7 protein-coding genes are annotated in these 15,257 nt (G+C 32.8%); all 7 read left to right on the top strand.

Annotated elements, in window-relative coordinates; genetic code table 11:
* Positions 1–279: 279 nt before the first annotated feature.
* Positions 280–4,479 (top strand): two-component regulator propeller domain-containing protein, encoded by a 4,200-nt coding sequence (locus WN975_RS02580; protein ID WP_337965080.1) that lies wholly within the window; start codon positions 280–282, stop codon positions 4,477–4,479.
* 193 nt (positions 4,480–4,672) lie between these two features.
* Positions 4,673–7,759, top strand: a complete 3,087-nt coding sequence (locus WN975_RS02575; RefSeq protein WP_337965079.1) for a TonB-dependent receptor — start codon at positions 4,673–4,675, stop codon at positions 7,757–7,759.
* Between the two features lie 10 nt (positions 7,760–7,769).
* Positions 7,770–9,320 (top strand): RagB/SusD family nutrient uptake outer membrane protein, encoded by a 1,551-nt coding sequence (locus tag WN975_RS02570; RefSeq protein ID WP_337965078.1) that lies wholly within the window; start codon positions 7,770–7,772, stop codon positions 9,318–9,320.
* 76 nt (positions 9,321–9,396) lie between these two features.
* Positions 9,397–10,455: a glycoside hydrolase family 130 protein gene (locus WN975_RS02565; RefSeq protein WP_337965077.1), complete on the top strand. Its 1,059-nt coding sequence runs from the start codon at positions 9,397–9,399 to the stop codon at positions 10,453–10,455.
* Positions 10,455–11,741 (top strand): MFS transporter, encoded by a 1,287-nt coding sequence (locus WN975_RS02560; RefSeq protein WP_337965076.1) that lies wholly within the window; start codon positions 10,455–10,457, stop codon positions 11,739–11,741. The genes WN975_RS02565 and WN975_RS02560 overlap by 1 nt, the downstream gene beginning before the upstream one ends.
* Positions 11,742–11,755: 14 nt before the next feature.
* Positions 11,756–13,468: a hypothetical protein gene (locus WN975_RS02555; protein WP_337965075.1), complete on the top strand. Its 1,713-nt coding sequence runs from the start codon at positions 11,756–11,758 to the stop codon at positions 13,466–13,468.
* Between the two features lie 128 nt (positions 13,469–13,596).
* A complete protein-coding gene (locus WN975_RS02550; protein WP_337965074.1) occupies positions 13,597–15,222 on the top strand; it encodes an alpha-glucosidase in 1,626 nt (541 codons plus the stop codon).
* Positions 15,223–15,257: the final 35 nt, after the last annotated feature.

Raw genomic sequence — 15,257 nt, 5'->3', positions numbered from 1 at the left:
TTCTAATTGCAAATATCAAAATAAACGTACTCCTAAACTTTTATTCCTTCAAAAAATATCTGATAAAAATCACTTATTATCAGTGTGCTTTTCCATATCTTACACTTCGCAAAATAGCAATTTAGTTTACATTCTAAATATAAGTTATATCACCCAATCGTATAAGAATGTAATTCAGAATAAATATAACTGATGTTATAGAACTGAAACAATGACTATATCGACTTTGATAATTACTAAAAGAATATCCCCTTGAAAATTAAAACCATATTTTGTTGTTTGATATTTATATCACTACTTTCTTGTAATAAAAAAGAAAAAAAATCTTTAAATAATAATTCGGCAACTCGTCAGTTTGGTAAAAGTCAAGAACCTAAAAATGACAATCCGGATTATAAATTAGTTTGGAATTCTTATAAATCATTAGACTTAAAATATTCTTTAGAACAATTAGACAATACAAAGGGCTTATCTAATAGTTCGATCAACGCTATATTTCAAGATTCTGAAAACTTGCTTTGGATAGGAACCTGGGATGGTTTAAATCGATATGATGGAAATAACTTTGAAATTTTCAGACCTGAATTAAACAACAAAAATAGTCTGAGTAATCAGGTAATTCTCAAAATTGATGAGGATAACGTGGGAAGGATTTGGATATTAACCATACACGGAATTAATCGGTATGATAAAAAAACAGGTGTTTTTCAGCATTATTATTTTTCAAGAGAAAACATTCCGCCATTATCGGAATCTGAATTTAATATGGCTCTTGATTCTTCTAAAAAAGTATTTTGTGCTGTAAAAGATTGGGGAATTGGTTATTTTGATGGGAATGTTTTTCAGTTATTAAACACTGAAAAGCTTTCAAAAAAAGCGGTAAAAAAAATGGAATTTACTTTAAACGGTGAATTACTGGTGTTGTTTGAAGATAATAAACTCTATTCGTTATCCTTTAAAAATAAGCTAAACGAGAAACCTATTATTTCTAAAATAGAATTGATATCGGATAACATTCGAACATTCGGAATTGTTTCGAAAGAAAAAATATGTACCGTATCTGTAACCGGAAATGCTAATTTGTATTCTTTTGCTACCAAAGAGAATATTTTACTTGCCAAAAAAGATATTGAAAATAGTATTGGTAATATTCCTGAAGGGCTTGTTGTTTCGAGTAAAACAGGCTATTTTATTATTGATACAAATGGTATTATAATCAATCACGATTGGCTAAAATATCTGAACAATCAAAAAACTACAACTTTAATTAGAGGAAATGAAAATATTCTCTGGGCAGGAACAGACGGCGACGGAATTATTAAAATGTATCCGCTCAAAAAATCGTTTAATCTTATTGCAAAATCTCAGGTTCCGGAATTAGATGGAGCGATTGTGAGAACGTTTCTACAAGTTGATAAAAACTCTTTTTTGGTGGGTACAAAAGGAAAGGGTTTATTCCGTTTTTCTTCAAGCTTTTATCTAAATCCCGAAAAACCGCTGGAATATAAAAACTATAACGAGAATAATAGTTCCATTAATAATGCCGTATTTTCTTTATGTAAAGGACAAAACGACTTAATTTTTATTGGAACTGATGGTGAAGGAATTTCAATTTTCGATCTAAAAAAATCTAAATTAATTAATTGGACCAATATTCCAGGTAATAAAGAGTGCGATTACTTTAAATCTATTTACTCAATATATCAGGACGAAGATGGGTTTATTTGGCTTGGCACTAACGGATACGGAATGATTCGCTGCAAGATCGAACGGTCTGGAGAAAACCTGAAGATCACTAATTTTAAGCGATATCTTGCCAGCAACAATAAAACAAGTGCTTTGAGTAGCAATATTGTTTTTTCTATAATCCCTAAAGACAAAAAACAGCTTTGGATTGGAACCCGATTAGGCGGTTTAAATTTATTCGATAAAAAATCAGAACATTTTACCGTTTATAAAAACAATCCTGATGACGCTACAAGTTTATCTAATAATGATATTTTGTGTTTGCAAACTGATCCCAAAAACAGACTTTGGATAGGAACCAGTTTTGGTCTTAATTTATTAAATCCTGTAAAAAAGGACGCAAAAGCAATCTTTAAAAACTTCACTGTAAAAGATGGACTTCCGAATAATACTATTCACGGAATTGTTGTCGATAAAAAAAACAATCTTTGGTTAAGTACCAATTTCGGCTTGTCTAATTTTAATCCTTATCGATTAAAATTTACCAATTACACTAAAAATGAAGGCTTACAAAATAATGAATTTGCAGACGGTGCCTTTTATCAGGACTTAAACTCTGAATTTATTTTTATGGGAGGAATTAAAGGTTTTAATTATTTTCTACCTCAAAAAATAAAAGAATCCAGTATAATTCCGGATCTTTTTATTGATAAAATTAGTGGTCAAAATCAACCTATTCCGTATTATCAAGGATTGGTTATCACGCCTGATTCAAATACTCATCCATCAATTGTTTTAGACCATAATCAAAACTTTTTTGATATTGAACTTACTGCTTTAACTTATATCAATACTGAAAAATGTCAATATGCTTATCAGTTAATGAATTTTGATAAAAACTGGAATACGATTAATAACCGCCGAATTATTTCTTTTACAAATGTGCCTAAAGGAAACTATTCTTTATGGATAAAATGGTCAAATAGTGATGGTGTTTGGAGTAAACCGGTTCATGCTATTGATATTTGCGTTAAACCAATATTCTGGCAATCAAATCTTGCTTTTATAATCTATTCTTTGTTGTTTTTGGCTTTTATTTTATTTGTACTTAGTTATTACAAAAAACGTCAATCATTGACCCAAAATATTCTTTTCAGACAAAGAGAAAAAGAACTTCACGAAAACAGACTTACGTTTTTTACTGATATTGCTCACGAATTTCAAACGCCGCTAACGTTAATTGTTGGACCTATTCAAAAACTTTCGGAAGCTACAAATCTCAACGAAAAAAATCAGAAATTCATACAAATGATTCAACGAAATTCTTCGCGTTTATTGTTCTTAACGCAGCAATTACTTGAATTTAGAAAAGCAGAATATGACTATTTGGAAGTAACGGTGAAGAAATTTGATTTGGTAAACCTAATCGAACAAATTGCCGAATTATTTGATGAATGGGCTTTAGAGAAAAACATTCAATACAACCTCAGCATCCCTCCTACTTTACCAGGATGGTTTGACAAAGATAAGATTGAAAAAATAGTATTTAATGTAATGTCAAATGCTTTTAAATATACTCCTGTAAATGGACAAATAGATCTTAAATTTTATATTCAGGATAATGATTCTAAAAAGCTAAACATAACAATCACAAATACAGGAAAAGGAATTCCGAAAGAAGAATTAGATTCGTTGTTTACTCAATTTTTCTTAGCCGATACAAATACTAAAGAAACTGATAACAATATGTTTAGAACCGGTATTGGTCTTGCATATGTAAAAAAATTAGTTGGTGTATTAAAAGGCGAAATACAAGTTACAAGTACTCTTAATAAAGAAACGACCTTTACAATCTTATTACCTTGCCATGAAGAAGCTTTTAGCCAAAAGGAATTAGATACAGCAATAAGCCCTATTTTAATATCACAACATTTAAAAAATATTTTAGAAGAGAATCCTATTAAACTCGAAGACACTCCAAATAAAATTTTGTCGCTCGAAGAACTTACAGACAATCGAAAAGTAATACTAATAGTCGAAGATGAAAAAGATATTCATGTACTTCTTGACGAATTACTTAGCGAAAAATATAAACTTTTACTGGCTTACAATGGACTTGAAGCTTTAAAAATTATTGAAGATGTTCTTCCGGATATTATCATAAGCGATGTAATGATGCCTTTTATGGACGGCGTTGAGTTTTGCAAAAAAATTAAAACAAATCTTAAAACCTGTCATATTCCTTTTATTATGCTAACAGCAAAAGACTCTGTTGTGCATAGAATCGAAGGAATAGAGAGTGGTGCGAATTCCTATATTCCAAAACCATTTTATCCGGATCATTTACTTATAAGAATACAAAAGCTATTAGAAGAAAAAGAATTGATTTCAAGATATTTTAAACAAGATACACTTACCGAAAATCTACCCAATCTGAACATCAATAACGAGGAAAAAGATTTTATAAAAAAAGTTATTGAACTTATTCGCAATAATATCGATAATGAAAATCTACAAAGTTTATTTATCGAAAAAGAATTAGGGATTAGTAATTCACAATTGTATCGAAAAACCAAACAACTTTTTGGTTTTACACCGGGTGATTTAATTCGTACCATTCGATTGAAATATGCTGCCGAATTGTTAAGAAAAAATAAATTGACAGTATCTGAAGTATGTTATCAATCTGGCTTTAATAATCGCTCTTATTTTTATCGTGAGTTTAAAAAACTATACGATTTAACACCCAAAAACTATCAGCTCAAATATATCAAAGAGCTAATAAATCACTAAATAACTGATTTACAACTACAAAAATAGCAGTGTACACTTTTGAAGAAATAGTGTACACGATTTGCTGTACCCTCAAACTAATTTTATAAACGATAATTAATTCAAACGTTATCGTAAAACCACAAAACAGAATTAACCTTAAAAAAAACCACAAAAAAACTAATCTAACTAGTAATTCAATTAACACTTCCTTATGATGATTCAAAAAATTATATTCAAATTATTCCTATTCGGAACGATTATGCTGGGCAGCATTATACAGGCCCAAACTATTAAAGGTACAGTCTCAGATGTCGACGGAGTTATGCCACAAGTAAATGTGAACGAAAAAGGGACTTCAAATTATTCGACAACTGATTTTGACGGTAATTATAGCATTAAAACCACAACTTCAAATGCTGTATTGATTTTCAGTTATATTGGATACCAAACTCTGGAAGTATCTACAGCTGGCAAAAAAGAACTAAATGTTACTCTTAAAACAGATACTAATACTTTGAACGAAGTTGTTATCGTAGGATATACAAGCGAAAAAAAATCTGCAATAACAGGTGCAGTTGCCACACTAAATATGACTGAATTATCCAAAACAAAAGTAGCCGATGTTGGTCAGGCGCTGCAAGGTCAAGTTGCCGGTGTTTCGGTTTCGGCAAATACTGGCGCGCCCGGAGATGGACTTAAAATACGTATTCGAGGCGAAGGAACGCTAGGAAACAATGAAGTTTTGTATGTTGTAGATGGTGTTGCCACACGCGATATTTCTTTCTTGAATATGTCTGATGTAAAATCAATGACGGTTTTAAAAGATGCTGCTGCAACCGCTATTTATGGTTCAAGATCTGCAGGAGGTGTCGTAATTCTAACTACCAAAAGTGGTCTAAAAGGAAAATCGAATATCGATGTCGAGTATTATTCAGGAACCAACTTTGCGACAAACTTGCCTAAAATGCTAAATGCAAATCAGTATTTAACAGTAATGGATCAGGCTTGGCATAACTCAAACAATAATCCCGCAAATGCTTTAAGTCCATATAGTATTGACAGAACTAATGGAAAAGTTAACGGAATACCGTTGTCTGACACAAATTGGTTAAAACAATTATTTGGAGCAGGAAAAACAGACAATATACAGCTTTCGTTTAGCGGAGGTTCAGAAAAAACACAGTACTTAATATCTGGTGGTTATTTTGGACAAAACGGTATTGTTGTGGGAGATAAAGACACTTATCAGCGTATTAATTTTAGAGCAAATATTAATACGGAAGTTACTGATCGTTTTAAAGTTGGAACAAACTTTCAAATTACAAACAGTAAACAGGATAAAATGTCTTCAAGCGGAGACGCTCCGGGAGTGATTAGACACGCTTTATTACGTCCTTCTGTGTTGGGAGTTTATAAGGATGTAAATGATCCAACATATAAAGCAAATAATCCTTATACAGATCTTCCTTTCTACATAAACAACAATCCTAATGGAGGTTGGAGCCGTAATTATGAATTAACGTCAAATCCTATTGCAATAGTTAATTATACAGATGATGTAAGATCTCTATTTAAAACGTTTGGAAATGTCTACGGAGAATATACTTTCTTAGCTGATAAATCATTGAAATTCAGAAGTAATTTTGGCGCAGAAATCACTTTTGACCACAATAAAGCTTTTGGAGAAAATTTTGGCGATGACAACGACAATGATCCAAACGAATTATATCCGGGTCAAGGCAGACAAAACAAGCCTTCAAACTTAAACGAAAACCGCGGAGAAGCAACAACTTTTACTTTTACAAATACACTAAACTATACTAAAACCCTTGCAGAGAAACATAGCATTAATGCGTTATTAGGAGAAGAAACGGTTAACTACAATCAATCTGCTGTAGGCGGAAGCAGAACAAATTACAATAATACAACTGATCCTTTCCGTTATCTTGATTACGGAAGCGATACTGATAAAAACAGTTCGGGATCTGCTCAAATGTGGAATCTAATTTCATTCTTTGGTTCTGCAAATTATGGATATAACAATAAATATTTTGTTTCAGGGACTGTAAGAGCAGACGGTTCGTCTCGTTTTGGACCAAATAACAAATGGGGATTTTTTCCTTCGGTTTCTGGAGGCTGGTTAATGTCTAAAGAAAAATTCATGGAAAACACAAAATGGATTTCTAACTTAAAATGGAGAGCCAGTTGGGGTCAATCCGGTAATCAGGAAATCCCTAATAATGCTTATGAAACTCTTGTTACCGAAACTGGAGGAATCATAAAAGTAATTCGTTATGGTAATCCGGATTTAAAATGGGAAACGACGACGCAAACTAACTTTGGTCTTGATTTAGGCGTTTTCGAAAACAAACTGACTTTCACTGTTGATTATTTTGATAAAACTACCAATGATATTTTATTAGCTGTTGGATTACCATCAGCAACTGTTGGTCAAATCAATTCAACATATGTTAATGCAGGAGTTGTAAGCAATAAAGGGTTTGAATTTGGAGCTAATTTTCAAAACAATGATCACGAATTTAAATACGGAATCAGCGGAAATATTGCAACTCTAAAAAACAATGTTGAAAAACTGCAACAATATGTTACCGAGATTCCCGACAATAAAACACATACTAAAACAGTTGTTGGACAACCTATAAGCTCTTATTACGGATTAAAATTTGATGGCATTTATCAAAATCAGGCAGAAATAAATTCTACGCTGTACTCCAATACAAACGGAGTAAAACCGGGCGATATTAAATTTAAAGACTTAAACGGAGACGGACAAATCGACGCCAATGACAGATCTTTTATAGGAAGTCCAATTCCGAAAATAACATACGGTTTTTCGTTTAATGCTGAATATAACAGATTTGATATGTCGTTTCTTTTTCAAGGAGTTTCAGGCGTAGATCGATACAATGATTTAAAACAAATTTTAGATTATGACAGCCGTCCTTTCAATTCAACAACCGCAGTATTAAACGCTTGGAATGGAGAAGGCACAAGTAATACAATTCCCCGAAATACAATGAATGATAATGGTGGAAGTCAAGTTTCAAGTGTATTTGTTGAAGATGCGTCTTATTTAAGGTTAAAAAATCTTGAAATTGGATACACATTAGACCCTAAAATAATTGGTGACAGATATTTAAGATTATATATATCTGGTCAAAACCTATTGACTTTTACAAAATATACAGGTTTAGATCCGGAATCAACTTCTTTAATAGATCAGGGAACTTACCCGCAATCTACTTCAATACTAATGGGATTAAAATTCAAAATTTAATAAACTAACCATGAAAAACATATATATAACAACCATTATAATTACGCTACTTACATTCACAAGCTGTCAGGATGAATTAACTACAGATCCTGTAGGCGGACAAACTTTTGAACAGGCAAATTCTAAACCAACATTAAAATCTATAGAAACATCCGTAACCTCGTCTTACGATATGTTATCCAATAAGTTAAATCAATTGGCAACTTGGGACTGGAATGCAGGTTTAGTGTTTCAAAATGATATTATAATAGAAGATATTGCATCTGATGATATGGAAAAAAAATGGTCGCCTGATGGAGATCAGCCATGGATGGATGAAATCAACAATTTTACTTTTACTTCTACGAACGGAGGTCCAAACGGATTATGGAAATACAATTATGAAGGCATAATAAGAACAAACATTGCTCTGGGATTTCTATTAAACCCAGATATTGAATCTATTACAGGAATAACCACCGAAAGAAAAAATCAATTATTAGGTGAAACTTATTTTTTACGCTCTTATTATTATTTTTCACTGGTAACTAATTTTGGTGATGTACCTTTAATTCTGTCTTCAATAAAAACGTATCAGGAAGCTTTTGATAAAGCGGTAAGAGCTCCTAAAGAAGAAGTATGGAAACAAATTAAAATCGATTTGGAAACAGCAAAAACATTGCTGCCAAATTCAAAATATTCATCTGATAAAGAGCCTTGGAGAGTTTCAAAAGGAGCAGTTATTGCACTTCTTGCAAAAACTGCTCTGTATAACAAGGATTGGACAAGCGTAATAACTTTAGTATCAGAATTGCAGACAACCGGTTTTTATAATTTAGATACCAATTATTTTGATAACTTTAATATGAATACGGAATATGCAGACAACGAAGTTATTTTTTCTTACAACCACGTTAAACAAGCTGATCCAAGACGAGGAAATGGAATTTGTGCTCCTCTGGGATGGGGATTTTTTGCACCAAGTACTGATTTTTTAGCATCATTTGAGCCAAATGACCCAAGAAAATTATATACCGTAAATGCTCCGGAACAATGGGTTAATAAACTTTTAGGAACCACAAACGGAGGGAATAAAGGCGATGATGACGCACCAAACAATAAAGTATTGATTCGTTATGCCGATGTTTTACTTTGGAAAGCAGAAGCACTTAATGAAACTGACAATTATTCAGAAGCAATTAGCATTATCAATCAAATTAGAGCAAGAGCCAGAAATACAGTAACAACAGTTACAGTTAAAGGTCAAGATCCTAATTTTCCGGATGATCCAACCAAAACAATTATAATTAGTTCTGTTGGACCTCCGCCACCTGCCGGAACATTGCCGGACAGACCAATTTCTGGAGATAAAACAGTTGTAAAAGGATGGTTAATCTCAGAAAGAAGAGCCGAACTTGGTTTTGAAAGCCATAGAATGGGTGATTTGAAAAGATGGGGAATTGCGAAACAAGTAATGACTGCGCATGGAAAAAATTTCTTAGACAAACATATGCTCTATCCAATACCGCAATCAGAAATAGATGCTTCTGCGGGGCTTTTAACTCAAAACCCCGGATATTAATTTTTTAAAATATTAGACCTAACAGGTTTTAAAAACCTGTTAGGTTTCGATTCACAATAATATAGAACTAAAAATCATGAAAGATATAGCAAAACGTTTTACAGAAAACCCGTTATTATCACCTACAGATATACCTGCAAGCAGAGAAGGATTAGAAATTACGTGTTTATTGAATCCGGGCGTATTTCAATACCAAAATAAAACCTGGTTAGTTGTTCGCGTGGCAGAAAGGCCAAAACAGAAAGAAAATTTAATTTCATTCCCAATCTTAACAGAAACTGGTGAGATTACAATTATCGAAATTCCGAAAAATGATCCTGATTTAATTGCAACAGATGCACGAGTAATTAATTATAAAGGAAATGATTATTTAACTACACTATCACATTTGCGTTTACTATGCAGCGAAAACGGTCGTGATTTTTATGAGCCTGAAAATTATCCTTCCTTAGTTGGAGAAGGTATTTTGGAAACATTCGGGATAGAAGATTGTCGTGTTTCCTTAATCGAAGGAACTTATTATTTGACCTTTACCTCAGTTTCAGATAATGGCGTTGGTGTAGGTTTACGTACCACAACAGATTGGAAAAATTTCCAGAAACACGGCATGATATTACCCGCACATAATAAAGATTGTGCCATTTTTGAAGAAAAAATAAACGGATTATTTTATGCTTTACATCGTCCGAGCAGCGTAGATATTGGAGGAAATTATATCTGGATTGCTTCATCTCCGGATGGTATTCACTGGGGAAATCATCATTGTATACTTAAAACACGAAAAGGGCTTTGGGACAGTAAAAGAATTGGTGCCGGAGCTTCGCCTATCAAAACAGATAAAGGCTGGCTGGAAATATATCACGGAGCCAATGAAAATCACCAATATTGTTTAGGAGCATTTTTAATGGATTTAAACGATCCGACAAAAGTAATCGCAAGAACCGAAGAACCAATTATGATCCCCACAACAAGTTATGAACTAAGCGGATTTTTTGGAAACGTAGTATTTACAAATGGTCATATTATTGAACCTGACGGCGATACTGTTACGATCTATTATGGTGCTTCGGACGAATTTGTATGCGGAGCACAATTTTCGATCAAAGAGATTCTTTTACTTCTAAAAAACAACTAATGTTTAAAAAACTTATATCAGAAATTGATCATTTTAAAAGCCAAACCCATAATTTTCGTATACTAATATTCACAAATCTGGTCTATGCATTGGTATTGCCTGTAATCGATATTTTTGTTGCCGCCTATATTATGAGGAATTCAAATGATACCTCAAAAGTTGTCATTTATCAATTGGCAATTTATACCGGAATTCCGCTTACCTTTTTGTTAAATGGATTCTTATTGAAACATCTAAACATCAAAAAGTTATATTCAATTGGAATGATGCTTAGCGGTGTTTCAATGATAATCATGATGTCTTTAAAAACACTTGATCTTACCGGAATTGGTATCGCAGGTATTACTATGGGGCTTTCATTTGGTTTGTATTGGGCAAATAGAGATTATCTTGCTTTGGCAATTACAAACGATGAAAACCGAAATTATTATTACGGTTTAGAAACCTTTATTTATACCATAATTGCTATTGCAATCCCAGCAACAATTGGTTGGTTTATACAATCAAAAACAGGCGAAGGTGAAAAACATGAAGCTTACGTAATCATTACAGGAATAGTTTTTCTGATTACAATCGCCGCTTCAATAGTTTGTTACAGAGGTAAATTTGAAAATCCGACACAAAAAAAGTACATCTTTTTCAAATTTCATCCCTTATGGTATAAACTATTATCGCTTGCTACATTCAAGGGTTTAGCTCAAGGATTTCTAGTCACAGCTCCCGCAATGCTTATTTTTAAAATATTAGGAGAAGAAGGTGCATTAGGAAAAGCACAATCCATAGGTGCAATACTGGCGGCCATCATCATTTATTTTATCGGACGTTTTTCAAAACCATCAGATCGAATCAAAATCTTTTCGGCAGGACTGATTCTATTTGCTTTAGGAGCTTGCATTAACGGATTATTCTTTGATAAAACCGGTGTAATTCTCTTTTTATTATTGCTCCTTATTGCAAAACCTTTGATGGATTTAGCCTACTTCCCTATTCAGCTAAAAGTAATTGATATTGTATCCCGCATCGAAAAAAGAGGTGAGTTTACCTATATCTTAAATCATGAAGCAGGTTTATATATTGGAAGACTTTTTGGAGCCGGAACTTTCCTAACCTTATATTATGTAGTTTCAGAAGATTTTGCTTTAAGATACGCCATCGGAATCATCGCGCTATTACAATTGTGCTCGATTTTTATCAGTAAAAAAATTATAAAACAAGGACTGGAACTTTCTCCGGAAATTGAACCAAACAAAAAAGTATTAGAAAAAGTAGCCGTAGATCTGCTTTAAAATAAAAACATAAAATGAATACATTTATAAAAATTACCCTCTGTTGTTTGTTCACTTTAAGCCTGACAGCTCAGGTAAAACAACAAAAAATTCCTCGTGTAGATCAAATGCCAAATCTACCACAACCATTAAAAATAATTGATTATAAAAAACTGGCTTTAGATTTTGATAAAACCGTTTATGATTTTAATGCCAAAGGAAAATTTTGGCCAATGGTTTGGATGGATGACACCCAGAAAAACTTCCCGCAAAAAGTTGTAGGATTATATACGGCTGTGGCCGATGTAAGGCAAGGACCTGATCATAACAACGGAATGTTTCATGAAGCGCTTGCAACAATGGGAGCAACTTTAGGCGCAACTTTGGTTGGAATCGACAAAAACCAACCAAACTTAAACTACGTTGGAATGCTTAAAAATTATTTCAACAAAGAAACCAACTGGAATATTATGATGAATAATACCTGTCCTGAAGTTGCACTTTTGGGTGGCGGTTACGGTCGTGATTGGTGGTATGATGTATATCCGAATCTATTATTCTTTGCTGTTTATGATAAATATCCTAACGAACCTGGTTTTACAGAAATCGCTAAAAGTATTGCAGATAAGTTTTATGAAGCCGATGTAATTTTAAATGGGAATTATGAATATTCTTATTTTGATTACAACAAAATGACGCCAATGACAAATCATATTTGTGCACAACCTGACGCAGCAGCAGGACACGCTTGGGTTTTGTATATGGCGTATAAAAAGTTTGGAGATGCCAAATATTTAAAAGGAGCAAAAAGTGCTTTAGCAGCTTTAGAATCACAATCAAAAAATCCAACTTATGAAGTTTTAATGCCTTTTGGAGCTTATTTAGCCGCCAGAATTAATGCCGAAAATGGAACAAAATACAACACCAATAAAATGCTTGACTGGACATTTGACGGAACACCAATCTGTCGTGAAGGTTGGGGAGCTTTAGTTGGAAACTGGAACGGAATTGATATTTCAGGAACTTTTGGAAGTACAGTTGATCACGGCGGATACGGATTTTTAATGAATACCTACGATGCTGCCTGGCCATTAGTACCAATGGTGAGATACGATCAATCGTATGCAACCGCAATTGGAAAATGGATGTTGAACGCTGCAAATGCTTCACGCTTTTTTTATCCGCAATATATGCCAAAAGAACATCAAACTATTCCAGAACTTGCCGAAGTTACCAAAGGAGTAATTGGCTACGAAGGAATTATCAAGCAATCAAGTTATAAAGAATATGAAAACTTAAAAGGTCCCGTAGCACAAGGCGATGGTCCGCTTTGGGTATTAGGCGAAAATCCAAAAGAATCTCAATTCAGCGTTTACGGAAGTGGTCATGTTGGTATCTTCGGAAGCATTATTCAGGCAACAAACGTAACAGGAATATTGCAACTTGATTTATTAGCAACAGATTTCTATCATGATAAAGCTTATCCAACATACTTATATTATAATCCATATACGACAAGTAAAACTGTTACTATAAAAACTGAAAAGGGCAAAAAAGTAGATTTATACAATACCCTTTCCGGAACTTTTATAGCAAGAAATGTTTCTTCTTCCTCTAAAGTAAAAATTGATCCATTAAATGCAGCAATAATTGTAGTTGTTCCGTCAAGCGGAAAAATAACATATGAAGGCGAAAAAATGCTAGTTGATGGTATTATCATAGATTATAAATCACAAGAAAAAAAGTAGTTTATTTCTAAATTCTCATACAAAAACGCAGAGTCGCGAAGTCAGGTTTTATAAACTTTTTTCTTTGCGCCTCTGCGTCTTTGTGCAAATAAACAATGCTATTATAACTTAACAAGACAATAAGTATTATGAAATATAAGCTATTCAATTGTGCCGTATTTTTTCTGCTAATGCTAAATATAAACACAACGAATGCTCAAAAAACAGCAGACCAAAAATGGTGGAAAGAAGCAGTTTTTTATCAAATCTATATGCCCAGTTATGCTGATAGTAATGGCGACGGGTATGGAGATTTTAAAGGAATGACTCAAAAACTGGATTACTTACAAAATCTGGGTATAAAAGGTATTTGGCTTACTCCTTTTCTCAAATCTCCAAAAGTAGATAACGGTTATGATGTTGCTGATTATTATAAAGTTGATCCTACTTACGGAAATAAAGCTGACTTTGATACTTTCCTGAACGAAGCTCATAAACGAGGCATTAAAGTAATTATAGATATGGTTTTTAATCATACTTCTACAGATAGTAAATGGTTTCAGGAATCCAGAAAATCAAAAGACAATCCGTATCGTGATTATTATATATGGAAAGAGAAACCTAACAATTGGGAATCTTTTTTTGGAGGAACGGCATGGGAAAAAGACAATCTAACGAATCAATATTATTATCATAAGTTTGATAAAAGAATGGTCGATCTTAATTGGTCAAATCCAAAAGTAGTTACTGAAATTCAGAATGTTTTGCGTTTTTGGCTCGATGCCGGTGTTGATGGTTTTCGATTGGATGTAATTAACTTTTTGACCACCAACGGAATCACACAGGATAATCCGATGAAAGACGGAAAACAAGATCACATTAATGATATTGATCAGGAAGGTGTGAAAAATGCCATGCAAATTATAAAATCGACCGTTAACGAATATGACAATCGCTTTATTGTAGGCGAAATAGGAAGTGATAAAATCGAAGTTTTAAAACAATATCAATCACAGGATTTATTAGATGTTGTTTTTAATTTCAACTTTGGAAGTATAAAAGAATTTTCGACACAACGTATTTTTGATGAATTGCAAAGTATGGAGAAAAACATGAGCAATTATCCAACTTTGTTTTTCGGAAGTCACGATATGCCAAGAATGATCGATCGATTAGCAAATGGTAATGTAGATAAAGCGACAGCATTGACCGCTTTGATACTTACCGCAAAAGGAGTTCCGTTTATTTATTATGGCGAAGAGATTGCAATGCATAATATTATAGCCAAAAACATTGACGAAATGGTCGATATTCAAGGAAGAACACATTATAAATTGGCAATCGAAAAAGGCAAAAATGATACAGAAGCACTTCTGGAAGGCAATGAACATAATCGTGATAAATCACGCAGCCCAATGCAATGGAACACAAATTCTTTTGCAGGATTTTCAAAAGAAAAAACGTGGATCAAAATTAATTCCGATTATAAAAAAACAAATGTTGCCGTTTTAGAAAACCAAAAAAATTCCATTCTTAACAGTTATAAAAAACTTATCGCTTTAAGAAATAAGGAAAAAGTTTTGCAATATGGAACTTATGAAAATCTTGAAGCTTCAAAAGATCAAATTTCATTTACAAGATCTTTCGAAGGAGAAAAAATTACGGTTATAATCAACTTTGGTTTAAAAAAGGAAATACAAATACCAAAGAATTCTAAAATATTAATGGGAAGTAAAACTCTAAAATCAAATAGTTTTATTGTTTACAAAAACTAGTTTTTTGAAATCTTTTTAAAACTAGAATTCACAAA

The sequence above is a fragment of the uncultured Flavobacterium sp. genome (assembly GCF_951805225.1).
Taxonomy (GTDB): domain Bacteria; phylum Bacteroidota; class Bacteroidia; order Flavobacteriales; family Flavobacteriaceae; genus Flavobacterium.
The sequence above is the reverse complement of the archived record's forward strand: the minus strand, read 5'-3'. Positions and strand labels throughout refer to the sequence as shown.